This window comes from Pseudomonas sp. NPDC077649 (assembly GCF_044542855.1).
In the GTDB taxonomy this organism is placed as follows: Bacteria; Pseudomonadota; Gammaproteobacteria; order Pseudomonadales; family Pseudomonadaceae; genus Aquipseudomonas.
Genome location: NZ_JBITVF010000001.1, coordinates 1457618 through 1483521, shown reverse-complemented (window position 1 = coordinate 1483521; position 25904 = coordinate 1457618). Strand labels below are relative to the sequence as shown.

The 25904-nt window shown below is 64.8% G+C and carries 27 protein-coding genes; 21 read left to right on the top strand and 6 right to left on the bottom strand.

The genetic code is table 11. The features are described from left to right. Window positions 1-148: 148 nt before the first annotated feature. The 6 genes from metR (at window position 149) to ACIGFL_RS06785 (ending at window position 5380) form a co-directional block, all read left to right on the top strand. A complete protein-coding gene (gene metR, locus ACIGFL_RS06810; RefSeq protein ID WP_122107348.1) occupies window positions 149-1066 on the top strand; it encodes a transcriptional regulator MetR in 918 nt (305 codons plus the stop codon). Between the two features lie 89 nt (window positions 1067-1155). Next, complete coding sequence (locus tag ACIGFL_RS06805) at window positions 1156-1575, top strand: hypothetical protein (protein WP_397496574.1); 420 nt, start codon at window positions 1156-1158, stop codon at window positions 1573-1575. A gap of 88 nt (window positions 1576-1663) precedes the next feature. Further along, window positions 1664-1861 (top strand): DUF2933 domain-containing protein, encoded by a 198-nt coding sequence (locus ACIGFL_RS06800; protein ID WP_397496573.1) that lies wholly within the window; start codon window positions 1664-1666, stop codon window positions 1859-1861. A gap of 18 nt (window positions 1862-1879) precedes the next feature. Next, window positions 1880-2551 (top strand): methyltransferase family protein, encoded by a 672-nt coding sequence (locus ACIGFL_RS06795; RefSeq protein ID WP_397496572.1) that lies wholly within the window; start codon window positions 1880-1882, stop codon window positions 2549-2551. Beyond that, window positions 2548-4935: a heavy metal translocating P-type ATPase gene (locus ACIGFL_RS06790; RefSeq protein WP_397496571.1), complete on the top strand. Its 2388-nt coding sequence runs from the start codon at window positions 2548-2550 to the stop codon at window positions 4933-4935. Before ACIGFL_RS06795 ends, ACIGFL_RS06790 begins: the two co-directional genes overlap by 4 nt. A 19-nt stretch (window positions 4936-4954) precedes the next feature. Beyond that, window positions 4955-5380, top strand: coding sequence for a hypothetical protein (locus ACIGFL_RS06785; RefSeq protein WP_397496570.1), 426 nt, complete (start codon window positions 4955-4957; stop codon window positions 5378-5380). 81 nt (window positions 5381-5461) lie between these two features. Here the strand turns inward: ACIGFL_RS06785 and ACIGFL_RS06780 are convergent, their stop codons facing one another. From ACIGFL_RS06780 to ACIGFL_RS06765, 4 genes are all read right to left on the bottom strand, one after another. Then, on the bottom strand, window positions 5462-8587 hold the full coding sequence (locus ACIGFL_RS06780; RefSeq protein ID WP_397496569.1) for an efflux RND transporter permease subunit: 3126 nt from the start codon (window positions 8585-8587) through the stop codon (window positions 5462-5464). Beyond that, a complete protein-coding gene (locus tag ACIGFL_RS06775; protein ID WP_397496568.1) occupies window positions 8584-10089 on the bottom strand; it encodes an efflux RND transporter periplasmic adaptor subunit in 1506 nt (501 codons plus the stop codon). The genes ACIGFL_RS06780 and ACIGFL_RS06775 overlap by 4 nt, the downstream gene beginning before the upstream one ends. After that, entirely contained in the window at window positions 10086-11345 is a 1260-nt protein-coding gene (locus ACIGFL_RS06770; RefSeq protein WP_397496566.1) for a TolC family protein, read from the bottom strand. The genes ACIGFL_RS06775 and ACIGFL_RS06770 overlap by 4 nt, the downstream gene beginning before the upstream one ends. Before the next feature lie 93 nt (window positions 11346-11438). Then, window positions 11439-11738: a hypothetical protein gene (locus ACIGFL_RS06765; protein WP_397496565.1), complete on the bottom strand. Its 300-nt coding sequence runs from the start codon at window positions 11736-11738 to the stop codon at window positions 11439-11441. A gap of 221 nt (window positions 11739-11959) precedes the next feature. On the opposite strand from ACIGFL_RS06765, the gene ACIGFL_RS06760 reads away from it, so the two are divergent. The 6 genes from ACIGFL_RS06760 to ACIGFL_RS06735 all read left to right on the top strand — a co-directional run bounded on the left by ACIGFL_RS06760 (window position 11960) and on the right by ACIGFL_RS06735 (window position 20012). Then, window positions 11960-12616 (top strand): TetR/AcrR family transcriptional regulator, encoded by a 657-nt coding sequence (locus tag ACIGFL_RS06760; RefSeq protein WP_397496564.1) that lies wholly within the window; start codon window positions 11960-11962, stop codon window positions 12614-12616. Window positions 12617-12622: 6 nt separating this feature from the next. Continuing rightward, a complete protein-coding gene (locus tag ACIGFL_RS06755; RefSeq protein ID WP_397496563.1) occupies window positions 12623-13705 on the top strand; it encodes an efflux RND transporter periplasmic adaptor subunit in 1083 nt (360 codons plus the stop codon). Window position 13706: 1 nt separating this feature from the next. Then, complete coding sequence (locus tag ACIGFL_RS06750) at window positions 13707-16853, top strand: efflux RND transporter permease subunit (RefSeq protein ID WP_397496562.1); 3147 nt, start codon at window positions 13707-13709, stop codon at window positions 16851-16853. 115 nt (window positions 16854-16968) lie between these two features. Continuing rightward, window positions 16969-17742, top strand: coding sequence for a glutathione S-transferase family protein (locus ACIGFL_RS06745; RefSeq protein WP_397496561.1), 774 nt, complete (start codon window positions 16969-16971; stop codon window positions 17740-17742). A gap of 624 nt (window positions 17743-18366) precedes the next feature. Beyond that, on the top strand, window positions 18367-19524 hold the full coding sequence (locus ACIGFL_RS06740) for an ATP/GTP-binding protein (RefSeq protein ID WP_397496560.1): 1158 nt from the start codon (window positions 18367-18369) through the stop codon (window positions 19522-19524). Beyond that, window positions 19521-20012, top strand: coding sequence for a hypothetical protein (locus ACIGFL_RS06735; RefSeq protein WP_397496559.1), 492 nt, complete (start codon window positions 19521-19523; stop codon window positions 20010-20012). Before ACIGFL_RS06740 ends, ACIGFL_RS06735 begins: the two co-directional genes overlap by 4 nt. A gap of 256 nt (window positions 20013-20268) precedes the next feature. Here the strand turns inward: ACIGFL_RS06735 and ACIGFL_RS06730 are convergent, their stop codons facing one another. After that, entirely contained in the window at window positions 20269-20535 is a 267-nt protein-coding gene (locus ACIGFL_RS06730; protein ID WP_397496558.1) for a DNA-binding protein, read from the bottom strand. A 143-nt stretch (window positions 20536-20678) separates the two neighbouring features. On the opposite strand from ACIGFL_RS06730, the gene ACIGFL_RS06725 reads away from it, so the two are divergent. The 6 genes from ACIGFL_RS06725 to ACIGFL_RS06700 all read left to right on the top strand — a co-directional run bounded on the left by ACIGFL_RS06725 (window position 20679) and on the right by ACIGFL_RS06700 (window position 22681). Next, entirely contained in the window at window positions 20679-20897 is a 219-nt protein-coding gene (locus tag ACIGFL_RS06725; protein ID WP_397496557.1) for a DNA-binding protein, read from the top strand. A 6-nt stretch (window positions 20898-20903) separates the two neighbouring features. Then, window positions 20904-21203 (top strand): DUF5447 family protein, encoded by a 300-nt coding sequence (locus ACIGFL_RS06720; protein WP_397496556.1) that lies wholly within the window; start codon window positions 20904-20906, stop codon window positions 21201-21203. Between the two features lie 470 nt (window positions 21204-21673). Continuing rightward, window positions 21674-22042, top strand: a complete 369-nt coding sequence (locus tag ACIGFL_RS06715) for a hypothetical protein (protein WP_397496555.1) — start codon at window positions 21674-21676, stop codon at window positions 22040-22042. Between the two features lie 15 nt (window positions 22043-22057). Further along, on the top strand, window positions 22058-22237 hold the full coding sequence (locus ACIGFL_RS06710) for a hypothetical protein (protein ID WP_021444914.1): 180 nt from the start codon (window positions 22058-22060) through the stop codon (window positions 22235-22237). Between the two features lie 11 nt (window positions 22238-22248). After that, the gene (locus ACIGFL_RS06705; RefSeq protein ID WP_397496554.1) at window positions 22249-22461 is read left to right on the top strand and encodes a hypothetical protein; all 213 of its coding nucleotides are present in this window, start codon (window positions 22249-22251) and stop codon (window positions 22459-22461) included. A gap of 13 nt (window positions 22462-22474) precedes the next feature. After that, entirely contained in the window at window positions 22475-22681 is a 207-nt protein-coding gene (locus tag ACIGFL_RS06700; protein ID WP_397496553.1) for a major capsid protein, read from the top strand. A gap of 161 nt (window positions 22682-22842) precedes the next feature. Here the strand turns inward: ACIGFL_RS06700 and ACIGFL_RS06695 are convergent, their stop codons facing one another. Beyond that, window positions 22843-23196, bottom strand: coding sequence for a hypothetical protein (locus ACIGFL_RS06695; RefSeq protein WP_397496552.1), 354 nt, complete (start codon window positions 23194-23196; stop codon window positions 22843-22845). A gap of 147 nt (window positions 23197-23343) precedes the next feature. Between ACIGFL_RS06695 and ACIGFL_RS06690 the strand changes: the two genes are divergently transcribed. The 3 genes from ACIGFL_RS06690 to ACIGFL_RS06680 are packed head-to-tail and all read left to right on the top strand — an operon-like array spanning window position 23344 to window position 25784. Then, window positions 23344-24270, top strand: a complete 927-nt coding sequence (locus ACIGFL_RS06690; protein ID WP_397496551.1) for a virulence factor TspB C-terminal domain-related protein — start codon at window positions 23344-23346, stop codon at window positions 24268-24270. After that, a complete protein-coding gene (locus tag ACIGFL_RS06685; RefSeq protein ID WP_021444918.1) occupies window positions 24270-24596 on the top strand; it encodes a DUF2523 domain-containing protein in 327 nt (108 codons plus the stop codon). The genes ACIGFL_RS06690 and ACIGFL_RS06685 overlap by 1 nt, the downstream gene beginning before the upstream one ends. 12 nt (window positions 24597-24608) lie before the next feature. Next, a complete protein-coding gene (locus ACIGFL_RS06680; RefSeq protein WP_397496550.1) occupies window positions 24609-25784 on the top strand; it encodes a zonular occludens toxin domain-containing protein in 1176 nt (391 codons plus the stop codon). Window positions 25785-25904: the final 120 nt, after the last annotated feature.

The window sequence follows — 25904 nt, the reverse complement described above, 5'->3', positions numbered from 1 at the left end:
CATCGAGTGAGACAAACTCAAGATATTTGTATTGAACTATAGAATTACTCATGTAGCCTGGATGAGGCTTTACCCATCCACCATCGAGCGGCGCGCGCCGGCGGTGGATACACACAGTGTCATCCACTCTAGGTTCCGTGAGTCCGCCATGCTCGAACTACGCCATCTGAAAACCCTGCACGCCCTGCGCGAAACCGACAGCCTGGTGGAGGCCGCCGAGCGCCTGCACCTGACCCAGTCGGCGCTGTCGCACCAGTTCAAGGAGCTGGAGGAACGCCTCGGCCTGCAGCTGTTCGTGCGCAAGACCAAGCCGGTGCGCTTCACCAGCGCCGGCCTGCGCCTGCTGCAGCTGGCCGACGCCACCCTGCCGCTGCTGCGCGGCGCCGAGCGCGACCTGGCGCGCCTGGCCGGTGGCACCGCGGGCCGCCTGCATATGGCCATCGAATGTCACAGCTGCTTCCAGTGGCTGATGCCGACCATCGACCAGTTCCGCGATGCCTGGCCGGAGGTGGAGCTGGACCTGGCCTCGGGCTTCTCCTTCGCCCCGCTGCCGGCGCTGGCGCGTGGCGACCTGGATCTGGTGGTGACCTCGGATCCCATCGAGCTGGCCGGCATCACCTACGTGCCGCTGTTCACCTACGAGGCCATGCTCGCCGTGGCCAACCAGCATCGCCTGGCGAGCAAGGCCTATATCCAGCCGGAAGACCTGGCCAGCGAAACCCTGATCACCTACCCGGTGGAGCGCGACCGCCTGGATATCTTTACCCGCTTCCTCGAACCGGCCGATGTGGAGCCGGCGCAGGTGCGCACCTCGGAGCTGACGGTGATGATGATGCAGCTGGTGGCCAGCGGCCGCGGCGTCTGCGGCCTGCCCAACTGGGCGCTGCACGAGTACAGCTCGCGCGGCTATGTCAGCGCCAAGCGCCTTGGGGAAAAGGGCCTGTTCGCCACGCTCTATGCGGCGATCCGCAGCGACATGCTGGATGCGCCCTTTATGCGCGATTTCCTGCTGACCGCCAAGGACACCTCCTTCGCCAGCCTGGAAGGGGTCAGCGTGGCGCGCTGACGGCCAGCGGCGACATTGATCTGGATCAAGGCGCCTCGCACTCGGCGGGTCTTTACTGACAATACCTTCACCCACCTGCGGCCCGCGCCATGATCCAAGCCCTGCGCCAGCGCCATTCGAGGTTTGCCGACCCCCTGGCGGTGCTGTGGCTCGTGCTGTTTCTCGGCTGCTCCCTCGTCCATGTCGGCAGCCACGTCCATCTGGATGGGCAGCTGGGCGAGGAGTCGGCCAGCGTTCTCAATCTCGAGGAAGCGACCACGTTCCTGCAGACCACCCACGGCCATGGCGCGGCTGAGGCCGGCGCGCTGGACGACAGCTGCAGCGCCCTGCAGACCATCCTTTTCAACCAACTGCTGTCGCTGCTGGCACTGGCCGCGCTGATCGCCATGCCCGGCCTGCTCGCCCTGCCCGACAGGCTGCGCGGCCGCCTGCTGCGTCTCGTCCCCTGCGCGCACGCGCCCGGTTTCCCGCCGCCCCTGCACCTGCAACTGCAGCGCTTCAACGAGTAACCCCGCCTCTTCCAGTGCAATGCGCAGCCTGCCCGCGCCGGTCATTCGCCGTGCCGGCAAGCTCCCTCCGATTACTGGAGAGTCCGTCATGTCTCACGATCTGCGTCCGGCCCCCGCGGCCACTACCTGGCGGTTCTGGCCGGCCCTGCTGCTGTTCGGCGCCATCGCCCTGTTCCTCCTCTGGGAGGAACACGAAGCCCATCTGCTCGGTGCCCTGCCCTACCTGGTCCTGCTGCTCTGCCCGCTGCTGCATCTGTTTATGCACCGTGGGCACGATCGTCACTGAGGCGGGAGGCTGCCGCATATGGAAACTACGACCTCGGCCTACGGCCTGTGGGGCCTGGTGATAGTCAACTCACTGGTGTTCATCCTGTTCGCCTTCAGCTTCTTCAAGCCCAGCAGCGCGCGGGACTGGCGTACCTTCGGCAGCTTCGCGGCCTTTATCATCGCGCTGTTCGTCGAGATGTACGGCGCGCCGCTGACCCTCTACCTGCTGGCCGGCTGGCTGCAGAGCCGCTACCCGCAGCTCGACCCGCTGTCCCACGAGGCCGGCCATCTGTGGCACAGCCTGCTGGGCCTAGAGGGCGATCCGCACTTCGGCGCGCTGCATATCCTCGGCAACCTGCTGATCGTCGCCGGTTTCTGGCTGCTGGCCAGCGCCTGGCGCGTGCTGTATCGCGCGCAGCAGGCCGGCGAGCTGGCCGACAGCGGCCCCTACGCGCGCGTTCGCCATCCGCAATACCTGGCCTTCGCCCTGATCATGCTGGGCTTCCTGCTGCAGTGGCCGACCCTGCTGACCCTGCTGATGTTCCCCGTCCTGCTGCTGATGTACGTGCAGCTGGCCAGGCGCGAGGAGCAGGAGATGCTCGTGCACTTCGGCGACACCTATCGCCGCTACCGCGACGCCACCCCGGCGTTCCTGCCCTGGCCAACGGCCCGTCCGCACGCCGCCGCGGACACGAGGAAGCAACCATGAACCACTTGCCCATGCCGCAGCCCACGGCAGCGCCCGATGGCCAGGAACAGGTGCTCGACCCGGTGTGCGGGATGGCGGTCACCCCTACCGCGGCCAGTGCCAGCGCCGAGTTCGCCGGTACCCGCTACTGGTTCTGCTCGGCGCATTGCCGCGAGGAGTTCCTGCGCGATGCGCCGCGCTACGTCGCCGGCAGCGCCGCCCAGCCCTGCCAGCACAGCCATGCGCCGGCTGCCGCCACGCCGGCGAGCGCAGGCCGACAACTGGCCAAGGACCCGATCTGCGGGATGATGGTGGACAAGGCCACCGCGCTGTCGCGTGAGCGCGGTGGGCGCACCTACTACTTCTGCAGCGACAGCTGCGTGCGCACCTTCGAGTCGCCGGAGGCCGAACTCAAAGCCATGCAGACCCGCGTGGCCATCGCCCTGACCGGGGTGCTGGCCCTGGCCTTGCTGCGCGCCGGCGCCTTTATCGGCCTGGCCACCGGCGCCATGCTGATGAGCTGGGTGCCGTTCGACGCGCTGCCGTTCTTCACCTGGGGCATGTGGCTGTTCCTGCTGGTGACGCCGGTGCAGTTCATCGGCGGCTGGAGCTTCTACAAGGGCGCGTGGAATGCCATTCGCACGCGCAATATCAACATGGATTTCCTTATCGCCATGGGCACCTCGGTGGCCTACTTCTACAGCGTCGCGGTGCTGTTCTTTCCCGAGGTGCTGCCGGTCAAGGTGGGCGAGCGCGAGGTCTATTTCGAGGTCTCGGCGGTGATCATCGCCTTCGTCCTGCTGGGCCGCTACATGGAGGAGATCATCAAGAAGAAATCCTCGGCGGCGGTGCGCCGCCTGCTCGACCTCAAGCCGGCCATCGCTCACGTGATCCGCGACGGCGAGGAAGTCGACCTGCCGGTGGAGAACGTCATGGTCGGCGAGATGCTGGTGGTCAAACCCGGCGAGAAGGTCCCCACCGACGGCGAGGTCAGCGAAGGCCAGACGAGCGTCGACGAGTCGATGCTGACCGGCGAATCGATGCCGGTGGACAAGCATCCGGGCAGCGCGGTGATCGGCGGCACCCTCAACCGCAGCGGAGTGTTCCGCTTCAAGGCCAGCCGGATCGGCGCCGACACGGCGCTGGCGCAGATCATCAAGATGGTCGAAGAGGCGCAGGGCAGCACCGCGCAGATCCAGCGCCTGGCCGACCAGGTCACCGCCTACTTCGTCCCGGCGGTGGTCGGCGTGGCCTTTCTGGCGCTGTTCGGCTGGTGGCTGGCCGGCAGTTTTCCCCAGGGGCTGATGGCCTTTATCGCGGTGCTGATCATCTCCTGCCCCTGCGCGCTCGGCGTGGCCACCCCCGCCGCGCTGATGGTGGGGGTCGGCAAGGGCGCCGATAACGGCATCCTGATCCGCGGCGGCGAAGTGCTGGAGCGGGCGGAGAAGCTCTCCACCGTGGTGTTCGACAAGACCGGCACCATCACCCGCGGCGAACCCGAGCTGACCGACCTGCTGGCCTTCGGCGGCGCCTCGCAGGACGAGGTGCTGCAACTGGCCGCCGCCGTGGAATCCGGCTCCGAACATCCGCTGGGCGCGGCCATCGTCCGTGCCGCCCGTCAGCGCGGCATGCACCTGCCGAAGGCCAGTGGGATAGAGGGCATCGCCGGCCATGGCATCGCCGGGACGGTCGAAGGGCGCACCGTCTGGCTGGGCAACCGGCGCCTGTTCGCCCGCGAGGGGATCGCCAGCGCAGAGGCCGAGGCGACTCTGGTCGCCCTGGAAGCCGATGGCAAGACCGCCATGCTGGTCGGCGTCGAGCAGCGCCTGCTCGGGGTGATCGCCGTGGCCGACACGGTCAAGCCGGAGGCGGCCGAAGCGGTCGCGGCGCTGCTCGCCGACGGCATCCAGGTGGTGCTACTGAGCGGCGACAACAGGCGCACCGCCGAGGCGGTGGCGCGCCAGGTCGGCATCGGCCGGGTGATCGCCGAGGTGCTGCCGGACGACAAGGTCGCGGTGATCCGCCAGCTACAGGGCAAGGGCCAGGTGGTGGCCATGGTCGGCGACGGGGTCAACGACGCCCCGGCCCTGGCCACGGCCGAGATCGGCATCGCCATCGGCTCGGGCTCCGACGTGGCCAAGGAGACCGGCAGCATCATCCTGATCCGCGACGACGTGCGCGACGTGGTGGCCGCGATTCAGCTGTCGCGCGCGACCATGCGCAAGATCAAGCAGAACCTGTTCTGGGCCTTCGTCTACAACAGCATCGGCATTCCCATCGCAGCCTTCGGCCTGCTCAACCCGATCCTGGCGGCGGCCGCCATGGCCCTGTCATCGCTGTCGGTGATCGTCAATTCCGCGCTGCTCAAGCGTGTACGCCTGGGCAGCCTTCGCCACACCCCGTAACCAACGCAGGAGCATCACCATGAACACCACTTCACGCAACGCACTGACCGCTCTGGCTCTGGCCGGCACCCTGCTCACCGCCTCGGCCTTCGCCGAGCAGGCCCATCATCCGGAGCAGCGGGCGCAGAACCAGCAAGGCATGCCCATGGGACAAGGCATGGGCCAGGGCATGATGATGGACTGGTCGCAGATGCAGGACATGATGCGGCAGATGCACGGCACCACCGACCCTCAGCAGCGGCAGAAAATCCGCAGCGAACACCGCCAGGCCATGCGTTCGCAGATGGGCATGATGAACCAGCGCATGCAGCAGAGCCAATGCCCGATGGCCAAGGATGCGCCCATGCAGCAGCAGTGCCTGAAAGACATGCACCAGAACATGCAGGACATGCTGCAGATGATGGAGCAGATGCTGGAAAACCAGTCGACGGCAAACGGGCAGTGAGCCGACGCGGCGCCGGTTGGCCAGCGGAGCCGCGTTGCCCTGGGGTGCGCCGCGCGCACCACCTTTCACCAGCGGCCCCGCCTAGCGCACCTCGCGCAGGCGCAACAGCTGGTAGGCCGCCGGCAGCACCAGCAGCGACAGCAAGGGCGCGCTGAGCATGCCGCCGACCATGGGCGCGGCGATGCGGCTCATGATCTCGCTGCCGCTGCCACTGCCCAGCAGGATCGGCAGCAGGCCGGCGATGATGGTCGCCACCGTCATCGCCTTGGGCCGCACCCGCTGCACCGCGCCCTCGCGAATCGCCTCGAGCAGGGCCGCCGGTGTGCCCTGCCCGGCCGCCTGGCGCTCGGCCCAGGCGTTGCGCAGGTACAGGAGCATGATCACGCCGAACTCCGCCGCCACCCCGGCCAGGGCGATAAAGCCCACGCCGGTGGCCACCGACAGGTTGTAGTCCAGCCAGTAGAGGAACCAGATGCCGCCGGTCAGGGCGAACGGCAGGGTGACCATGATCAGCAGCGCCTCGTCCAGGCGCGAGAAGCACAGGTAGAGCAGCACGAAGATGATCAGCAGGGTCGCCGGCACCACCAGCTTGAGCCGCGCATTGGCCCGCTCGAGAAACTCGAACTGGCCGGAAAAGCTCAGGCTCATGCCGGGTTGCAGGCGTACCTGCTCGGCGATGGCCTGGCGCAGGTCATTGACCACCGAGGCCATGTCGCGGCCGCGGGTGTCGATATAGACCCAGCCGGAGGGCCGCGCATTCTCGCTTCTGAGCATGGGCGGGCCGTCGCTGATGGCGATGCGCGCCACCGTGCCGAGGGTGATCTGGCTGCCCACCGGCGTATAGATCGGCAGCTCGCGCAGGCGGCTCAGCGAATCGCGCCACTCGCGCGGATAACGCAGGTTGATGGGAAAGCGCGCCAGACCCTCCACGGTTTCACCGACGTTCATCCCGCCGATGGCGCCGGCCACCAGCGCCTGCACCTCGGCGATATTCAGGCCATGGCGGGCCGCGGCCACCCGGTCGATATCCACATCGATATAGCGCCCGCCGGTGAGGCGCTCGGCCAGCGCCGAGCTGACCCCGGGCACGGTGCGCGCCACCCGCTCCACCGCCTGGGTCACCGCGTCGATCTGCGCCAGGTCGCTGCCGGCCACCTTGACCCCGATCGGGCTCTTGATGCCGGTGGCGAGCATGTCGATGCGGTTGCGGATCGGCGGGATCCAAAGGTTGGCCAAGCCCGGCACCTGTACCGCGCGGTCCAGCTCCTCCACCAGCTTTTCCGCGGTCATGCCGGGGCGCCATTGCTCGCGCGGCTTGAACGCGATGGTGGTCTCGAACATCTCCAGCGGCGCCGGGTCGGTGGCGCTGTCGGCGCGCCCGGCCTTGCCGAATACCCGCGCCACCTCGGGCACCGTCTTGATCATGCGATTGCTCTGTTGCAGCAGCTGCGCGGCCTTCTGCGCGGACAAGCCGGGCAGCGCCGTGGGCATATACAGCAGGTCGCCCTCGTCCAGCGGCGGCAGGAACTCGCCGCCCAGCTGGCTGGCCGGCCACAGCGCGCTGAGAAACACCAGCAGGGCCAGCACCAGGGTCGCCTTGGGAAAGCGCAGCACCCATTCCAGGGCCGGCTGGTACAGGCGAATCAGCCCGCGGTTGAGCGGGTTGCGCCGCTCGTCGGGGATGCGCCCGCGAATCCAGTAGCCCATCAGCACCGGCACCAGGGTCACCGACAGCCCGGCGGCAGCGGCCATGGCGTAGGTCTTGGTAAAGGCCAGGGGGCCGAACAGGCGGCCCTCCTGGGCCTGCAGGGCGAACACCGGGATAAACGACAGGGTGATGATCATCAGGCTGAAGAACAGCGCCGGGCCCACCTCCAGCGCCGCCTGGCCGATCACCTGCCAGTGCCGCTCGCCCTTGAGCTCCTCGCCCGGGTGCTCGGCATGCCAGTGTTCGAGCTTCTTGTGCGCGTTCTCGATCATCACCAGGGCCGCGTCGACCATGGCGCCGATGGCGATGGCGATGCCGCCGAGGGACATGATGTTGGCGTTGATGCCCTGCTGCTGCATGACGATAAAGGCGATCAGCACCCCCAGCGGCAGCGAGACGATGGCCACCAGCGAGGAGCGCAGGTGCCAGAGAAAGGCCAGGCAGACCAGGGCCACGACGATAAATTCTTCTACCAACTTTTCGCCCAGGTTGCGCACCGCGCGGTCGATCAGCTGGCTGCGGTCGTAGGTGGTGACGATCTCCACACCCTCGGGCAGGCTGGCCTGCAGCTCACTGAGCTTGGCCTTGACCGCGGCGATGGTGCTGCGCGCGTTCGCCCCGCTGCGCAGGATCACCACGCCGCCGACCACCTCGCCCTCGCCGTCCAGTTCGGCGATGCCGCGGCGCATCTCCGGGCCGAGCTGGATATGCGCCACCTCGCCCAGGGTCACCGGCACGCCGCCGGCATCCAGGCGCAGGGGAATGGCGCGAAAGTCCGCGAGGCTCTGCAGGTAGCCGGAGGCGCGCAGCATATATTCGGCCTCGGCCAACTCCAGCACGCTGCCGCCGCTTTCCTGGTTGGCCTCACCGATGGCCGCTGCCACCTGCTGCTGGGTGATACCGCGGCTGGCCAGCTTGATCGGGTCGAGCAGCACCTGGTACTGCTTGACCATGCCGCCGATGCTCGCCACCTCGGCGACGTTGGCCAGGGCCTTGAGCTCGAAGTTGAGGAACCAGTCCTGCAGGGCGCGCAGCTGCGCCAGGTCGTGCTGGCCACTGCGGTCGACCAGGGCGTACTGGTAGATCCAGCCGACCCCGGTGGCATCCGGCCCCAGCGCCGGTTTGGCCCCGGCCGGCAGGCGCTCCTGGATCTGGCTGAGGTACTCCAGCACCCGCGAGCGCGCCCAGTACAGGTCAGTGCCGTCCTCGAACAGGACATAGACGAAGCTGTCGCCGAAGAAGGAGAAGCCGCGCACCGCACTGGCCCCCGGCACCGAGAGCATGGCGCTGGCCAGTGGATAGGTGACCTGGTTCTCGACGATCTGCGGCGCCTGGCCGACATAGGGCGTGCGGATGATCACCTGGGTGTCGGACAGATCCGGCAGGGCATCGATGGCGCTGTTCTGCACCGCCCAGACGCCCCAGGCAGTGGCGAACAGGCTGGCCAGCAGCACCAGCAGGCGGTTGGCCAGGGACCAGCGAATCAGCGCGGCGATCACGGCTGCACCTCGTCATGGCCGTGGTCGCCATGCTCGGCGGGTGCCAGCGGCTGAATCCGTTCGATCAGCAGCCCCTCGTCGCTTTCGCGAACCGCCACGCGTACCCGCTGCCCGGGCTGCAGGCCCTGCAGCAGGGTGGCATCGGCCACCGGGAAGAACATGCTCATGCCCGGCATGCCCAGGGTCTTGAACGGGCCATGGGTGAGCAGCAGACCATCGGCCTCGATGGCGTCGATCTGCCCTTCGGCCTCGTGCAGGGCCGGCTGTAGCTTGACCTCGGCCGCCGGTTGGCCCAGCTCCTGGGCCAGCAGGCCACGCAGGCTGGCCTCGGAATCCAGCAGGAACTGCCCGGAAACCACCACCTGCTGGCCCTCGCTCAGGCCTTCGAGGACCTCGACCTGGTCGCCCTGCTCGCGGCCGATGCGGATTTCCAGCGGCCGGTAGCGGCCCTCGCCCTCGGCCAGCAGCACCAGGTTGCGCCGACCGCTGCGGATCACCGCCTCGCTGGGCAGCAGCAGGGTCTCGCTGCCCTGGCTGTGCTGCAGGCGCACCCGCGCGCTCATGCCCGGGCGCAGGCGCCCCGCGGGATTGTCCAGCACCACCCGCAGGCGCAGGGTGCGGCTGTCCAGGTTGGCCTCGGGCAGCAGTGCCTCGATACGCCCGCCGATACTCTCCCCCGGCAACGCCGGCAGCAGCACCTCGACCGGCTGGCCGGGCTCAATCCCGCTGGCTTGCGCCTCGGGCAGCGCCACCTCCAACCAGACTCGATCCAGGCCGTTGATCCGCGCCAGGCTCTGCCCGGCACCCAGGGTCATGCCCTCGCGCACTTGCAACTCCTGCACCACCCCGGCAATCGGGCTGGTCACCGTCCAGACCCGCTGCACCTGGCCACTGCGCTCCAGGCGCGCGATCAGCGCCGCCGGCATGCCCACCAGTTGCAGGCGCTGGCGCGCCGCGGCCAGCAGCGGCGGCTGGTCGAGATCGCGCAGGGCCAGGTATTCCTCCTGCGCCGCCAGCCAGTCGGGCACCAGCAGATCGACCAGCGGCGCGCCGGCCGCCAGCAGGTCCTCGGGCGCCAGCGGGTAGACCCGCTCGACGAAGGCGGCGCTGCGCGTCTGCACCAGGGCCACGTCGCGCTGGTCGAAGCCCAGGCTGCCGACCACCTCCAGCTCGCCCTGCAGCGGCCCGCGCACCACCGGGGCCAGGCGCATGCCGAGGTTCTGGGTCAGGCGCGGGTCGATCTGCATGGCCGTGCTCGGCGCATCGCCGGCCTGCGTATCGGCGTAGCGCGGCACCAGGTCCATATCCATAAAGGGCGACTTGCCCGGCTGTTCGAAACGCTGCTGCGGGTACATGGGGTCGTACCAGTAGAGCACCGGGCGCTCGCTGTCGGCCGCCACGGGCGGCTGTGCAGGTTCCTGGCGGCCAAGCCAGTAGCCGCTGGCCGCGCCGACGGCAATCAGGACGACGAGGCCCAGGGCCTGGATCGGTGAGGGGCTCATTGGTCACGCTCCTGCTGGTTGGCGTAGGCGAAATGCAGACGGGCAGCGACCAGCGCCCGCTGTTCGAGAAAATCCAAATGGCGCAACTGCGCCTCCACCCGCTCGCGGCGGGCGGCGATCAGCTCGCCCAGCTCGCCGCGCCCGGCCTGGTAGTCGGCCAGGCTCAGGCGTACCCGCTGCTCGGCCAGGGGCAGCAACTGCTCGTGGCTGCGCTCCACGGCGCGCTGCAGACGCCGATGCTCGGCCAGTTCCACGGCCAGCTGCAGGGCGTGCTCGCGCAGCAGCGCCTCGCGCTCGGCCTCCAGGGCCAGCAGCTCGGCGCGCTGGGCGGCGATCCGCGGGTTCTGCCGGCTGCCGGCGAACACCGGCAGGTCGATGCTCAGCTGCAGCGAGAGCATGTCGCCGAAGGCACGATCACGCTGCTGGTAGGCCAGCTCCCAGCTCCAGTCGGGGCGCCTGTCGGCTTCGGCCAGCTTGACCCGGGCCTCGGCCTCGCGGGTCTGCGGCACGAAGGCCTGCAGTTCGGGGTGCTGGGACAAGGCATGGCGGTAGCGCACCTCGTCCACCGGCCAGTCGGGCAAGGGGCCGCGCAGCGACTCGTCGGCCGCCGCGCCGACCCAGCGACGCAGCACGGCGCGGGCCTGGCTGCGCTGCTGCTGCAGTTCATCCTCGCGTTCGGCCAGGGCCAGGGCCTCCTGGCGCGGCGCCAGGCTGTCGGCGCTCGGTCCGCGGCCGCCGGCCAGGCGCGCCTGCACCGCCCGCTCGAGCAGGCGGTTCTCCGCATAGAACTCCTGGAACAGCTGCAGGCGCTGCTCCAGGGCCTGGGCGACTATCCAGGCCTGGGCGGTCTGCCGCTGCACCTGCAGGCGCTCGACCTGCTCCTGGGCCGCGGCCGAGTCGATGCCCGCCCGCGCCAGCTCGACCCGGGCACTGCGCTTGGCGCGGTTGGGCACCTCCTGCATGACGCCGAGCATGCGCATGGTCATCGGCTCGGCATCCAGGCGCCAGCGCTCCTGCCCTTCGATGGGCAGGTTCTGCAGGCCCAGCAGCAGCTTCGGATCGGGCAGCTCGCCGGCGGGCACGGCGGCCTGGCGCGCCGCCTCCAGTTCGGCGGCGCGCGCCATCAGGTTGGGCGCTTCACGCCCGGCCAGGAGCAGGGCCTGCTCCAGGGTCAGGGCCAGACTCGGCATGCTGGCGAGGCTGGCCAACACGGCGCCGGCCAGCAGCGGACCGAGGCGCGAATAGGCAATGGACATCGGTTGATTCCTGTCGAAAACCAGCGTCCGCGGGACGCACAGCCCCCCGCCGGCAGCCGGGCTGCACGGAGGGCATCGAGGTTGGCGAGGGAATCAGGCCCGGGGCGGACGCCAGGGCGCGAGCAAGGGTCGTGACAGGGGATCGGCGAGAGCCTGCCAGGCAAGCCGCGAGGGAGCGAGCAGCCCGTCCATCCGCGGCGGCTGGCTACCGATCAGCGAGGCTCCGGCGCTGGAGCACTGCGACATCTCGGCGCACAGCTGATCGCCAGCGGCCATCGCCTCGTCGTCGCAGCAGTCGCCCGGCTGGCCGCTGCCCTGGCTCATCGGACAGGGATCGCCCTGCGGCAGGAGGCCCGCCAGGGACTGCAGGGGCAGCACCAGCGTCAGCAGCAAGACCAGAGATAGAGGCGGGCCATGGCGTTCATGCCAGGCAGTCTAGTGCGCCGCCAGGTCGGCGGCAATTGACCGAGCTCAAGGCTGCCTCAGCCCTCTGCGCCCTGCGACAACCGCTGGCCGAACGCCGCCTCGGCCAAGCCCGGTTACAACTCTCGACTTGTTCGACGTGACCAGCAGTCATAGCATGACCACTGGTCACGACTCGCCGCGGACAGTCCATGCGCTACCAGGATCACCTCTTCCAGCAACGCGAAAACGCCCTGCTCGAAGCCGCCCGCCAGCTGTTCCAGGAGCAGTCCTGGGATCGCGTCACCATCGCCGAGGTGGCCCGCCAAGCCGGCATCGGCAAGGGCACGGTGTACAAGCACTTCCCCAGCAAGGAGGCGCTCTATGCGCGCCTGGTGCTGGATCGCTCGCGCCAGCATCTGGGCGAACTGCGCGCCGTCGCCCAGCAGGCGCCGGCGTCGCAGGCCATGCGCCGGGTGATTCGCCGCGCCTTCGAGCAGTTGCTGGCCGACCCGCTGCAGGCCGAGCTGTGCCTGCTGTGCGACCGTCCGGCCTTTCAGGAACGCCTGGAGCCGCCCTACCGCGAGCAGTTTCTCGAACTGGAGGGCCAGTACCTGGCGCTGTTCAACCAGTTGCTGCAGGCCAGCTTCGCCGAGCTCGAGCTGTCGCCGGCCGACTGCCAGCACCTGCTGTGGGGCGTCGAGGCCTGCGTCAACGGGGTGATGGCACGCATCGCCTCCGGCGGCTTCGCCCATTGGGCCGAGCCGATTGCCCTGGACGCCTACTTCGAGCGCGTCACCGATTTCATCATTGCCGGCCTGCAGGGTCAGGCCGCCGCGCTGCATCCAGCGCCAGCATTCAGCGAGTAACCCGCCATGTTCGCCCAACTCAGCAAACGTCCCTGGATCATCGCCGTCCTCATCATCCTGGTGCTGCTGCTCTGGCTGCTCAGCGGCGAGCGCTTCGCCGCCCGCGACGAGGCCACGGCCGACCAACCGGCCGCGGCCGCCGAACTGCCGCGGGTCGAGGTGCAGTGGCTGCAGGCCGAGCCGATGCAACGCCAGCACGTGGTGCAGGGGCAGATCGAGGCCTGGCGCCGGGTCGAGCTGCGCGCCCAGGTCAGCGGCAGCGTGCAGCGCCTGGATCAGGACAAGGGCAACCGCGTCGCCGCCGAACAATTGCTGCTGAGCCTGTCGCCGGACGACCGCCCGGCCCAGGTGGCGCGCAGCGAGGCCGACGTGCGCCAGCGCGAGAGCGACGTGAGCGCGGCCAAGCGCCTGCGCGAACGCAGCCTGATCTCGGCCAACGAGCTGATGCGCCTGGAGAGCGAGCTGGCCAAGGCCCGCGCCGAACTCGACAGCGCCCGCCTGCAGCTGCGCAACACGCGCATAGTCGCGCCCTTCGCCGGCATCTACGACCAGCGCCAGGTCGAGCTGGGCGATTTCGTCCAGCCCGGGCAGAGCCTGCTGACCCTGGTGGACATCGACCGCCTCAAGGTCAGCGCGCAGATCGCCCAGCAGCAGGTGACCCAGCTGCAGCTGGGCCAGCCGGTCAAGGTCGAGCTGCTCGATGGCCGCACACTGGAAGGTGAGCTGCACTTTATCGCCGCCGCCGCCGACCCCGGCTCGCGCAGTTTCCGCATCGAGGTCAAGGTGGACAACCCCGCCGGCCTGCGCCTGGCCGGCGCCAGCGCCACCCTGCATATCCAGACCGGCGAGGCCCTGGCCCATCGCCTGTCCCCGGCCCTGCTCAGCCTCGACCAGACCGGCCGCCACGGGGTCAAGTGGGTCAACCAGGAGCAGCGCGTGGAGTTCACCCAGGTGCAGCTGATCAGCGTCGACAACCAGGGCGCCTGGGTCAGCGGCCTGCCGCCGAAGGTGGCGCTGATCACCCTCGGCCAGGGCTTCGTCGAGCCGGGCCAGCAGGTACGCACGCAACTCGCCGCAGAGGGCAGCTGAGATGCACGCCCTGATCGCCGCGGCACTGGATCGCAGCCGCACCAGCCTGCTGTTTCTGGCCTTCCTGATCCTCGGCGGGCTGGCCGCCTATATCGCCATTCCCAAGGAGTCCAACCCGGACGTGGCGATCCCGATCATCTACGTCTCGGTGACCCTGGAAGGCATCAGCCCGGAAGACGGCGAACGCCTGCTGGTGCGTCCTCTGGAACAGGAGCTGCGCAGCCTCGAGGGCGTCAAGGAAATGCGCTCGGTATCCAGCGAGGGGCATGCCTCGGTGACCCTGGAGTTCGACGCCGGCTTCGACGCCAAGGTGGCCCTGGCCGACGTGCGCGAGAAGGTCGATACCGCGCGCAGCAAGCTGCCCGAGGAGGCCGACGAGCCGACCGTCAACGAGGTCAACGTGGCGCTGTTCCCGGTGCTCTCGGTGGGCTTGTCCGGCCCGATCGCCGAGACCGAGCTGGTGTACATCGCCCGGCGCCTGAAGGAGAACATCGAAGGCATCGCCGAGGTGCTGTCGGTGGAGATCGGCGGCGACCGCGAAGACCTGCTGGAAATCGTCGTCGACCCGCAGGTGCTGGACAGCTATGGCATCGACTACAACGAGCTGTTCAACCTGGTCAGCCGCAACAATCGCCTGGTTGCCGCCGGCAGCCTGGACACCGGTGCCGGACGCATGAGCATGAAGGTGCCGGGGGTGATCGAGAACCTCGAAGACGTCATGAGCATGCCGATCAAGGTGGTGGCGGGCAGCGTGGTCACCTTCGCCGACGTCGCCAGCATCCGCCGCACCTTCAAGGACCCCACCGGCTTCGCCCGCATCAACGGCCAGCCGGCCATCGTCCTGGAGGTGTCCAAGCGCAGCGGCGCCAACATCATCGAGACCATCGAGCAGGTCAAGGCGCTGCTGGAGCAGGCCAAACCGCTGCTGCCGGCGGGCGTGGAAGTCAGCTACATCATGGATCAGTCGCAGGAAGTGCAGAGCATGCTCGGCGACCTGCTCAACAACGTGCTGACCGCCATCGTCCTGGTGCTGATCCTGGTAGTGGCGAGCATGGGCCTGCGTTCGGCGCTGCTGGTCGGCCTGACCATTCCCGGCGCCTTCCTGAGCGGCATCCTGCTGATCTGGATGCTCGGTTTCACCCTCAATATCGTCGTGCTGTTCAGCCTGATCCTGGTCGCCGGCATGCTGGTGGACGGCGCCATCGTCGTCTCCGAGCTGGCCGACCGCTACCTGCACCAGGGCCAGAACCCGCGCCAGGCCTGGGCCAATGCCGCCACGCGGATGGCCTGGCCGGTAATCGCCTCCACCGCCACCACATTGGTGGTGTTCCTGCCGCTGCTGTTCTGGCCCGGGGTGGTCGGCCAGTTCATGAAGTACCTGCCGGCCACCGTGATCCTCTGCCTGCTGGCCTCGCTGGCCATGGCCCTGGTGTTTCTGCCGGTGCTCGGCGCGGTCACCGGCGGCACGGCCCAACCGCAGGCTCAACACGCCAGCCGCGCCGGCAGCGCCTACCGCCGGCTGCTGGAAAAGCTGCTCCGGCGCCCCGGCCTGACCCTGCTCGGCATGCTCGCGCTGATCGCGCTGATCTACGTCGGCTACGGCCGCTTCAACCACGGCGTGGAATTCTTCCCCGAGGTCGAGCCGGAAAGCGCGCAGATCTGGCTGCGCGCCCGCGGCGACCTGTCGGTGCAGGAGAAGGACACCCTGCTCAAGCAGGTGGAACGCCAGGTGCTCGGCATGCGCGAGGTCAAGGCGCTGTACGCACGCTCCCTGGCCCAGCCGGACGGCCAGCTCGGCGCCGACGTGATCGGCACCCTGCAGTTCCAGTTCGTCGACTGGCACCAGCGTCGCCCGGCCAAGGACATCCTCGCCGAGATGAGCCGGCGCACCGCCGACATCCCCGGCGTGGTGCTGGAGTTCCGCAAGCAGGAACAGGGGCCCACCGACGGCAAGCCGGTCAAGCTGCAGATCAGCGCCATGGACCCGGCGCTGAGCGAGCAGTGGGTCGAGCGCATCCGCGGCGAAATGCACAGGCTCGGCGGTTTCGTCGACATCGAGGACGACCGCGCCCTGCCCGGCATCGAATGGCGGATCAAGGTCGACCGCGAGGCCGCCGCGCGCTTCGGCGCCGACGTGCTCAGCGTCGGCAACGCGGTGCAGATGATCACCAACGGCCTGAAGCTGGCCACCTACCGCCCCGAGGACGCCACCGACGAGGTGGACATCCGCGTGCGCCTGCCCGGCAACTGGCGCTCGCTCGACCAGCTCGGCCGCCTGACCCTGAGCACGCCGACCGGCCAGGTGCCGCTGAGCAACTTCGTCGACCTGCAGCCGGCGCCCAAGGTCGGCACCCTGCGCCGGGTCGACGGCGACCGCACCATCACCCTGCAGGCCGACCTGGCCGAGGGCGCACGCCTGGACGAAAGGCTCAAGGCGTTGCGCGAGGCGCTCGGCGAGGTACCGGCCGAGGTCAAGGTGCAGTTCGCCGGCGAGGACGCCGACCAGCGCGAGGCGGCCACCTTCCTGATGACCGCCTTCGTCGTCGCCATCTTCCTCATGGCGATCATCCTGGTCACCCAGTTCAACAGCCTCTACCAAGCGGCGCTGGTGCTGTCGGCCATCGTCCTGTCCACCGCCGGCGTGCTGATGGGCCTGCTGATCAACGGCCAGTCGTTCGGCATCGTCATGGTCGGCATGGGCCTGATCGCCCTGGCTGGCATCGTGGTCAACAACAACATCATCCTCATCGACACCTACAACCAGTTGCGCCGCCAGGGCCTGGAGCCGCGCGAGGCAGCGCTGGAAACCGGCAGCCTGCGCCTGCGTCCGGTGCTGCTGACCGCGGTGACCACCATCCTCGGCCTGATGCCCATGGTGCTCAGCGTCAACGTCGACCTGCTCAGCCCGAGCCTGGGCTTCGGCGCCCCCTCGACCCAGTGGTGGACCCAGCTGTCCAGCGCCATCGCCGGCGGCCTGGCCTTCGCCACCGCGCTGACCCTGCTGCTGACGCCCTGCCTGCTGGTGCTCGGCACCCGCTTCGAACTTCGCCCGCCGCCGCTGGAAACCTACGACACCGACCTGCTCGACCTGCCCGAACACCTGATCGCGGCCAAGCCCGACAAGGTGCAGCTGCAACGCACCGACTGAGCCAAGCGCCCCGCCGCACTGGCGGGGCGCCCAACCAAAGCATGGCGCGCGCCACTCGACTGGGTGGTCAGGCGCTTTGCCCCTACACTCGGCGACTCACTTGCAAGGAGCCGCCATGCGCACCCTCTACCAGTTCCCCATTTCCCACTACTGCGAGAAGACCCGCTGGCACCTGGAGCACAAGGGCCTCGACTACCGGGTCGACAACCTCTTCCCCGGCCTGCACCGGCTCAAGAGCCAGCGCCTGGCCGGCATCGCCACCCTGCCCATCCTGCAGGACGGCGAGCGCACCATCGGCGACTCCACCGCCATCGCCCTGTATCTGGAAGAGCGCTACCCCGAGCACGCCCTGCTGCCAAACGACGCCGAACAACGTCGCCAGGTGCTGGAGCTGGAAGAAGACTTCGACCGTCTCGGCGTGCACGTGCGCCGCTGGCTGTACGGACAGATTCGCCAGTGGGACTCGGTGATGCACGCCATGCTCAAGGTCTACCGCCCGCTGCTGGGCCTGCGCGACCTGATGAAGCCGGTGCTGATCAACGGCGTACAGAAGCTCTACGGCGTAACGCCCGAGCGCGTGGCCAAGTCCCAGGCCGAACTGCTCGCCGGGCTCGACCTGATCGAACGCCTGACCGACGGCGACCCAGCGCGCTACCTGGTGGGCGAGCGCCTGAGCCTGGCCGATGTCGCCGCCGCGGCGCTGTTCGCCCCGCTGTTCACCCCAGCCGGCACGCCCTGGGCCGACATCGCCGGCCACGACGCCGAGACCCAGGCCCTGCTCGAGCAACTGCACGCCCGCCCCGCCGGCCAGTGGGTGCTGCAACGCTATGCCCAGGACCGCCGCCGCGATGCCCAACAAAATAATGGCAAAGCGCCAGTTATCGCCTAGGCTAAGCAACAGATAGGACTAAGGGCGGGGATGGAGAGACGGCACGGACGCCTTTTATTCGACGGCCAACGCAACGCGCGCCGCAGCAAAACGACAAAGCCCTCCGAGCGAGGGCTTTGTCTTGTTCGTGCGCAGGCTGCACACGACGGGAAAATCGAATACCGAGCTAACGAAGTGTATGGGGTCAGCATCCTGCCTGTTGGCCACTTCGTTAGCCCGGTGACCGGAGAGTAGTGCAGACAGTGGCACTGTGCCAACCCTCGATTGCGCGGTTTGTTTCACAGAAATGGGCAGGCTGACAAATCAGGGCTAGGCGCTGAAAAGCAAAAACCCCTGAGGCTGAAAGCTTCAGGGGTTTTATATATGGCGGGAAGATAGGGATTTGAACCCGTTTCGACGGCTGCCCGTTGCTGCCCTTCCCTGCCCAAAGCTAGCAAAATCAAGGCTTCCAGCACGTTCCTTCTGCCCACTGCGAACCTTTGTCGCCCGCTGATTTCGACACATTTTCGACATTTTTCTGTTTCTGAAGTATCAGCGTGTGCTACGGGGCTTCCATCCGCTCTCGCCAGACCTTATCATCGGTTCTCGTCAAAAATGGCAGAAAAGCCAGACAAGGTAGGTTCAATGATTTATTCCTTTGGTGCATCAAACCTAAATTCCTTTAAGGATGGTTTTCAGGTTTCGTTTGAACTAGGTTCAAAAGTACCAAAATCTATCTCTCGCGGTAAGAAGCTTTCAAATGTAGTCGGCATTAAGGGGGCTAACGCTTCCGGCAAGACAAACATCTTAAAGGCTTTATCGTTGATTGTAGATGTTGCGGTAGATTCATTCTCCCTTAAGCCAAATGAAAACCTAGGTTTTTCGTCGCACTTCAGATCAGACAAAAACTCTAATTTCTATATAGACTTAGAGGCTGGGGGCGTACGATATACTTACGAACTAACCGCGAACAATTCAAGAATTGTTCGAGAGAAAATCTATAAAAAATTATCAAGAAAGACATTAATCCTTGACAGGCATGAAGACAAAATAGTTAGCCGCACTCAAGAATTCTCAGAACTTGATATTATAGAAATTAGAAGCAATGCATCCATTATATCCACCGCAGCTCAATATAAATTCAAAACCCCTCTTACCGACCTAACAAACATTCACACGCAACTTAGCCATGTTCGTGGGAATGTATTTTCCTTTGGGGTAAATGAAAACCCCTCAATGTTCAAAATTGACTCCGTTTCTAAGCTGTACTATCACACCCCGGAAGCACTTAGCTTTGCAATAAAACAGATTAGAGAAGCTGACCTAGGAATTGTCAACATAGAAGTCAGTGAAAGAACCGATGAAAGTGGGAACAAAATATACTTCCCTCTCTTCTTACACAAGACAGAGAATTTAACTCATTGGCTTACAATATTTGACCAGTCAAGCGGAACTGTTTCGCTTTACAAAAGGCTATGGGTTTACTGGTACGTCTTAAAAGTTGGAGGCACTCTTATACTGGATGAGTTCGATGCTAATTGCCATCCTATGCTACTGCCGAACTTGATTGACCTATTCGATGATCCCGAAACAAATCCACATGGCGCACAATTCATATTCACAGCACAGAATTCTGAAATACTAGACACCTTGGGCAAGTACAGAACAATCCTTGTAAATAAAGAGCAAGGCGAAAGCTATTGCTATCGTTTGGACGAAATACCCGGCGATCTGATTCGAAATGACCGACCGATATCCCCCTTGTACCGTGACGGTAAAATAGGGGGAGTGCCAAAGTTATGAGTAAATATGGACAAAGCCCCAGAAAAGAAAAATTTCTAAATAATCTTCCAACGACAGCTATTGATTCGGGAGACCTTGCGTCCAGGTGCAAATTTAATTTCTCCTATTTTCATCACGACCAAGAGTTTGCCTCCAATTTTTCCGACCTTGACAAAGACTCTCTTAGCGAATTGCTAGACAAGCTAAAAGAGTACTCAAAATTTTCGTTACAGCACTGGGCTCGCATGAGGATAGGCGGAGGTCGCTGTGTACTTGAGGTATACGGAAAATTCCCTGATCGATCTGAGTTCAAGCATCCCCCGCATGTTCCCCATGACGCCCTCTGGGCAAGATTTCGTATCGAGGGAGCTGTAAGGCTTGTTGGTTTTGTACTTCCTAATGAAATATCAGGAAAATCCGCCACAAACTGTGAAGGCATATACTGCTGCAACACTTTCTATATTGTTTTTATAGACACCCAGCATAAGTTTTACCTTACAAAAAAATAGTGGTCCGCCTCTATATGAATCAGGGACTGGATTGCCATGTTTTTCCCGTTAGCCATCTGCATGATATTTTTTGCTGATGCACTAACTGGTCTCATCTGTGGCGAACGGGTCTGATAGCGTCGATGACTTTGGACAGGGCTGTCTGTTCGTCTGCGTCAGCAGCAAGATTGACGATGGCCAGTGCCAAGTTGTTCCCTTCATTTTTTACCCACCTCCCTTCGGGCATACCAGCGCCTAGCTACTTCTTGCGTGATCGCTATCCCGCGTCTTGATTGGTCAAGTTTCGGTTGGCCTCGTCGTACTCGGGGCTGGTCTGTCCGCTCTCTGGAGCGATTTTCCCGCTGACCAGCCACAGGGCGTATTCGGGAGCAATGTCGACGATGACCTTGATGTCATCTTCGTTTACTCGACGCCCACCCTTTCTCAGCGCGTACCACTTCTCGCGGTCGATGCCACTCAGCTCCTCCAGCTTCTTAGCTGTGAGCTTCTTATACTCAAGAATAGCGACTATGCGCTCTCTCATATTCTTTAATCGTCTAAAATGCCGGCAATTATTGCTAGTCAACCATATCCGGCTATCTATAATCGTCACTATGAAACCGGCAAATATTGCCGACTAAAGGTTTCATCAACAAAGACCAACATAGTGCAATAAAGGCCACTGCGATGGAAGGAATCCCCCTAACGCTGAAAGACCTGCTGAACCCGCCCCCGCTGATGCCGTGGCGCGAGTTCGCAAACTGGATTCGCATGAGCAATGACCACGACACCGTTCGTGGCTGGATGCGCAACGGCTACATCCCCTATCGCAAGGTAGGCCGCCACGTGATGGTCAACGTCGCGCTGCTCACTCAGAAGCTGCTTGAAGAGGAATGGACGGAATGAACGCCTATGAACCTCTCCCGCTACCTGCACCAGCCGCACCCCGCCAACTGCGACTGCTCTGTCTGCTGGGTCAGCCGAAATTGGGTTCCGCCCGTTGGCGCCACCTCCCCGTCCACACCCTGCGCCGAATGCCGCCCCGCGCAATGGTCGTTGGTAAATGGTCGGATGACATTTTTGACGCCGGCCTATATCTGCTCGAAGCACACGCCGTCGAGCCGACCGCCGAAGTACTGGCACGTTGTGAGCGACACCGGCAAACCAACGCCCTTCGTGCCGCTGCGCGACCCCTTCGAACTGGTGGGGTGAGCGCATGACCGTCTCTTTCCGCCTAGGCCGCTATCTGGTCGCCCTGCTCTGGCACTGGATTACTCCGGCTCTTGTTGGTGCAGCTGCCGCAATGATCGTGACCCTGGTCAGCCTGCGGACAAGTGTTGACGCAGTCAGTAGCGCCTTCGAAACCGCTCTCAGCAACGTGGCCGAGTCCTGCAGGGCCCCGCCTGAACCTGCATCGCCTCCGGCGTCCGTGACTGGCCAGCTCGGTCTACCAGACCAACCAACGGATTTACCGCCAGTCGCGGGCGACGGTGGCGAAACGGGATGACAAGGGCCAAGGCCCTTGGTGTTAACGAACTAACAAGCTGCGACAGCGGCAACTGAAACCCCGGCAAGTCGAGAGCCACCCTCGGGCAAAAACGAAAGTTTGCCCGTGCGGGATCGCTCGGCCTGCTGAAAGGCAAAACCCGCGCAATCACGCGCAACTAAGCGAGGAAACACAAATGGCACGTTCGACTATGGAAGTTGCATTCCTGGGCACTCAGATGACTCAGGTTGAAGACACCAAATACGCCAAGGTCTTCTACGGTGACGAACCGGACGGCAAGACCGAACACGGCCTGTCCATCATCGGCATGGCCATCGCAGAAGACGCCGCCGACGAAGTGTTTGCAGCCGGCGCCCAGTTCGCCCCGCTGGAGCTGGTGCGGATCACTTTCGACGTCGCTCGCGGCGGCCAGAACAAGGGCAAGAATCTGGCCCTGCACATCGAAGCGGTGAACCCCAAGCCGCAAACCAAGCCCGCGCCGCAGCCGGCCGCCCAACAACAAGCCAAACCGACCGGCACCCAGCCGGAACCGGCCAAGGCCTAACCCGAGGGCGCCGCCGTGCTGATCGTTGATCGCGTGCTGTGTGACTGCTGCGGGCAGCCCATGGGCCAGCTCTACAGCCAGCCCGCTCCTCAGGCCGACCGCCTGCCCGATCTGCGCACGGCGCCTGACTTCACCGTGTGCCCCGACTGCCTTGACCTGGCTGAGGTCGTCCGCGACCCCAGCTTGGCCGAGTGACAGGGGGCTCGATGAATTTCATCGCCTGCGACGGGGACTGGACGGTTGGCGCGGCTGGAGAACTCCAGTGCACCGGCCAACTGGTGTCCGTCGCGGACGACGAAATGCAGGGCCTGACCGGCTCTGCGCTCAGCTGGGATGACGTATCCGAACTGCAAGGCGAAGCCATGATTCTGTTCGCCACGGTGTTCGGCTTCCTCGTCCTGAAAAAAGTCCTGAAATAGCGAGGTAACACCCATGCAACAACTCAAAACCCTGCGTCGCTCCCTGGGCGCCGCTGCCGCCATCGGCGTGCTGTCTGTTCAGCAGGCTTACGCCGCCCTCCCCGCCGAAGTCAGCACCGAACTCGGCACCACCAAGACCGACGTAGTCGAGCTGGGCGGTCTGGTGCTGGTCGTGCTGATCGCCGCTGCCGCGTTCAAGTACATGCGCCGCGCGATGTAACCGCGTGCCTGCACGCATGTGCCGACGCAAGCAAAGCCCCGCCTCGGCGGGGTTTTCTTATCCGGATAACGCCATGAACTACCAACTCTACGTGCTGATTCTCACCGTCCTGGCGCTGTATCTCGTTTTTTTTGGCAGGGTTTAACATGACTCGTCGGCTCTTATTCAGTTTCCTTTGTTTGTTTGTGTTTTCTTCTTGCTCGTTCGCTGCCTCTTGGGTCACTGAAACTTACCCTGCCTCTCCAAAGTCCACCCCTGATGCCGCTTGCGCCTTCCTTTTCAACAACACGTTGTATAAACCCGCTGGCGGCTATTCTCTTGTTCCAGAAAACGACTATTTCCGCTGCCGCTTTAAGTATCAAACGTTTCCAAACGGCCCCGTCTACGACCGCAACGACAAGACTTACTCCAACACGCCTCCTAGCTGTACAGACGGTATCGATCCGCTCACTGGCGAATGCAACGCGCCTGCTCCTGATCCCTGCGAATCTACTCTTGGCGAGACGCTCAACCATGAGTACAACGCCGGCCCCCTGAGCCAGTCCGTTCCTAATCCGCCGCCACCTTCGCTATGCAGTGGCTCCTGTCAGTACTCCGCGCCGGGGGTCAAGGAATGCAACCGCTTCCTCGACAACGACGACGGCCAGACCGATCTGGAGTCGGTGTATTGCGTCGTCGTGTACTGGGGCCAGGGTCAGAAGTGCACCGCCAACAACCCACCGCCGGGCAACGTGTTCGACCAGCCGCCGAGCAAGGCCCCCTCCGATGCCACGCCCAGCTATTTCAGCGACAGCGACTGCGACAACTGGGTGACCCAGCCGGACGGTACGCAAAAGCGCTCCTGCACCGGCAGCCAGGAATACAAGCAGCCCGGCAAGGTCGATTGCTCCGGTGATAGCTGCAAGGCCGGCACCCCGCCGCCCGAGTACAGCAAGACCGATATCACCCAGGACAGCACCAAGACCACCAACCCGGACGGCTCCAGCTCGACCACCACCAGCACCACCACCGACAAGACCAGCTGCAAAGGCCTCAAGCCCTGCACCTCGACCAGCAAGACCGAGTCCACCACCAGCGGCACCGATGCCGAAGGCAATCCGACCGGCAACGAAAGCAGCGAATGCACCGGCGATGGCTGCAAGCCCGAGGGCGAAGAAGACGGCGAGGACGAAGAAGCCCCCGAACGCGAAGCCGTGGCCGGCAGTTGCGATGCCGCCTTGCAGTGCTCGGGCGATCCCATCGACTGCGAGATTCTGCGCAAGCAGAAAGAACAGCTCTGCCAGGCCGAAGAAATGGCCGACTTCGAAGGCAACAAGGCCGATGTGGAAGGCCTGTTCCAAGGCGAGCAATTCGAACTGCAAGAAGGCAGCGGCGATATCGACGTGCCCTCCTTCATCCAGCAAGGCACGCGCTTTCTCAACCCGTCCTGCCCGCCTGACCGGGTGATTTCCCTGTCCATGGCCGGGCGTTCCGTGGGCCTCAGTTTTCAACCGCTGTGCGACTTCGCCAGTGGCCTGGGGCCGTTCCTCATCGCCGTCACGGCGGTCATCTGCGCCCTGTACGTGGGCCGTTCCGTAGGAGGTCAGTGATGCATTACCTGTTCCTTGCTCAGCTGCTCATCATGATTGTCGGCCCACTGGTGAAAATGGCGCTGCGGGTGATCGGCTTCGGCTTCGTCTCCTACGTCGGCTTCAACATGGTCATCGATCAGGCCAAGGGCTATCTGGAGTCCAGCATGGGCCAGCTCGGCGCCGAGGTCAGCGGCATCCTCGGTCTCGCCGGCTTCGACATCATCGTGAATATGTACTTCGCCGCGATCGCCACGCGCTTCATTCTGGCCGGGATCGACAAGGCCCAGGATCGCAAACGCAATCAGGTCTGGCGCAAGCCGGGCGGCACCTCCATCGAAGCCTAAGGAGGCCGCCCCATGCTCACCATCCGCACCGGCAAACCCGGCCACGGCAAGACCCTCAACACCATCCGCGAAGTGGATCAGAAGGCCCTGGCCGAAAACCGGGTGGTTTACTACCACAACATCAACGGCCTCAAACCGGAGACACTCGAGGCGCAGTGGTTCGCCTTCGAAGATCCCGAAAAGTGGTACGAGCTGCCCAACGACAGCATCATCGTCGTCGACGAAGCACAGGGCTGGTTCGGTGCGCGTGATCCACGGGCACGGCCGCCGGAACACATCACCCGCTTCGAAACCATGCGCCACCAAGGCCACGAAGTGCATTTGATCACCCAGGACCCGCGCTACCTGGATGTTCACTTACGCCGCCTGTGCAACAGCCATATCCATTACTGGCGCGTGTTCAAGTCCTCCCAACTGCTGCGCTTCGAATCCGAAGTGGTGGTGGAAAAGGTCGAAGTCAAAAGCAGCTTCAAGGACGCCGACAAGAAAGCCTTGCGCCTGGATAGCCGCTACTTCGGCGCCTACACCAGCACCAACGCCAAGCACCACTTTCAGACCAAGGTGCCGACCAAGTTCCTAATGGCCGCTGCGGTGATCGCGGTCGCCGGGGTCTGGTCGTACCGCTTCATCACCCAGCTCAGTCCCGAGGAACAAGCCCAGGCCGCCGCGCTCGCGCCCTCGCCCAGCGTGGTCGATCAGGCCAAGGGCGCGCTGGATTCCTTCATCAACCCGCTCGGCCCGTCCTCGGGTGAGACGGGCAAGAAGCCCACCGCCACCTACCTGGGCGAACGCATCCCCCGCGTACCGCAGCTGCCCGCCTCGGCCCCGGTCTATGACGACCTGACCAAGCCGCAGACCTTCCCGCGGCTGTATTGCCTGTCCAGCAGCGACCCCGATATCTACGCCCGCACCTTCACCAAGCGCCCCAGCGGCACGGTCAACGGCAAGCAGATGGTTTGCCAGTGCTACACCCAGCAAGGCACCAAGGTCGAAACGGATTTTCAGTTCTGCCTGAACGTGGTGGAAAACGGCTACTTCGACCCGACCATCCCCGACCGCAGCAAGCAACAGCCTGGCTACGCCCAGGCCCAACCCAACCAGCAGAACACCGCCGCCTACCCCACCCAGGAATCGACTCAGCCGCCCATCACGGTGGTGACCTACGAAAAGGGGCAGTTCCTGTGGTGAGGGTAACGGGACGTCCTGTGCGCGCTCTGCGCACGCCTGCGAGCCCCGAGCAGGCGCGCAGAACGCGCCTGCTGACGTCCCTGTAGCACGTCAGATAAACCAACATCGAAATGGCAAGTA

Excerpts from the sequence above, each read along its gene's own strand:
- metR (WP_122107348.1), top strand. The coding sequence starts at position 149 with ATGCTCGAACTACGCCATCTGAAAACCCTGCACGCCCTGCGCGAAACC.
- ACIGFL_RS06805 (WP_397496574.1), top strand. The coding sequence starts at position 1,156 with ATGATCCAAGCCCTGCGCCAGCGCCATTCGAGGTTTGCCGACCCCCTG.
- ACIGFL_RS06800 (WP_397496573.1), top strand. The coding sequence starts at position 1,664 with ATGTCTCACGATCTGCGTCCGGCCCCCGCGGCCACTACCTGGCGGTTC.
- ACIGFL_RS06795 (WP_397496572.1), top strand. The coding sequence starts at position 1,880 with ATGGAAACTACGACCTCGGCCTACGGCCTGTGGGGCCTGGTGATAGTC.
- ACIGFL_RS06790 (WP_397496571.1), top strand. The coding sequence starts at position 2,548 with ATGAACCACTTGCCCATGCCGCAGCCCACGGCAGCGCCCGATGGCCAG.
- ACIGFL_RS06785 (WP_397496570.1), top strand. The coding sequence starts at position 4,955 with ATGAACACCACTTCACGCAACGCACTGACCGCTCTGGCTCTGGCCGGC.
- ACIGFL_RS06775 (WP_397496568.1), bottom strand. The coding sequence starts at position 10,089 with ATGAGCCCCTCACCGATCCAGGCCCTGGGCCTCGTCGTCCTGATTGCC.
- ACIGFL_RS06770 (WP_397496566.1), bottom strand. The coding sequence starts at position 11,345 with ATGTCCATTGCCTATTCGCGCCTCGGTCCGCTGCTGGCCGGCGCCGTG.
- ACIGFL_RS06760 (WP_397496564.1), top strand. The coding sequence starts at position 11,960 with ATGCGCTACCAGGATCACCTCTTCCAGCAACGCGAAAACGCCCTGCTC.
- ACIGFL_RS06755 (WP_397496563.1), top strand. The coding sequence starts at position 12,623 with ATGTTCGCCCAACTCAGCAAACGTCCCTGGATCATCGCCGTCCTCATC.
- ACIGFL_RS06750 (WP_397496562.1), top strand. The coding sequence starts at position 13,707 with ATGCACGCCCTGATCGCCGCGGCACTGGATCGCAGCCGCACCAGCCTG.
- ACIGFL_RS06745 (WP_397496561.1), top strand. The coding sequence starts at position 16,969 with ATGCGCACCCTCTACCAGTTCCCCATTTCCCACTACTGCGAGAAGACC.
- ACIGFL_RS06740 (WP_397496560.1), top strand. The coding sequence starts at position 18,367 with ATGATTTATTCCTTTGGTGCATCAAACCTAAATTCCTTTAAGGATGGT.
- ACIGFL_RS06735 (WP_397496559.1), top strand. The coding sequence starts at position 19,521 with ATGAGTAAATATGGACAAAGCCCCAGAAAAGAAAAATTTCTAAATAAT.
- ACIGFL_RS06730 (WP_397496558.1), bottom strand. The coding sequence starts at position 20,535 with ATGAGAGAGCGCATAGTCGCTATTCTTGAGTATAAGAAGCTCACAGCT.
- ACIGFL_RS06725 (WP_397496557.1), top strand. The coding sequence starts at position 20,679 with ATGGAAGGAATCCCCCTAACGCTGAAAGACCTGCTGAACCCGCCCCCG.
- ACIGFL_RS06720 (WP_397496556.1), top strand. The coding sequence starts at position 20,904 with ATGAACCTCTCCCGCTACCTGCACCAGCCGCACCCCGCCAACTGCGAC.
- ACIGFL_RS06715 (WP_397496555.1), top strand. The coding sequence starts at position 21,674 with ATGGCACGTTCGACTATGGAAGTTGCATTCCTGGGCACTCAGATGACT.
- ACIGFL_RS06705 (WP_397496554.1), top strand. The coding sequence starts at position 22,249 with ATGAATTTCATCGCCTGCGACGGGGACTGGACGGTTGGCGCGGCTGGA.
- ACIGFL_RS06700 (WP_397496553.1), top strand. The coding sequence starts at position 22,475 with ATGCAACAACTCAAAACCCTGCGTCGCTCCCTGGGCGCCGCTGCCGCC.
- ACIGFL_RS06695 (WP_397496552.1), bottom strand. The coding sequence starts at position 23,196 with ATGGTTGAGCGTCTCGCCAAGAGTAGATTCGCAGGGATCAGGAGCAGG.
- ACIGFL_RS06685 (WP_021444918.1), top strand. The coding sequence starts at position 24,270 with ATGCATTACCTGTTCCTTGCTCAGCTGCTCATCATGATTGTCGGCCCA.
- ACIGFL_RS06680 (WP_397496550.1), top strand. The coding sequence starts at position 24,609 with ATGCTCACCATCCGCACCGGCAAACCCGGCCACGGCAAGACCCTCAAC.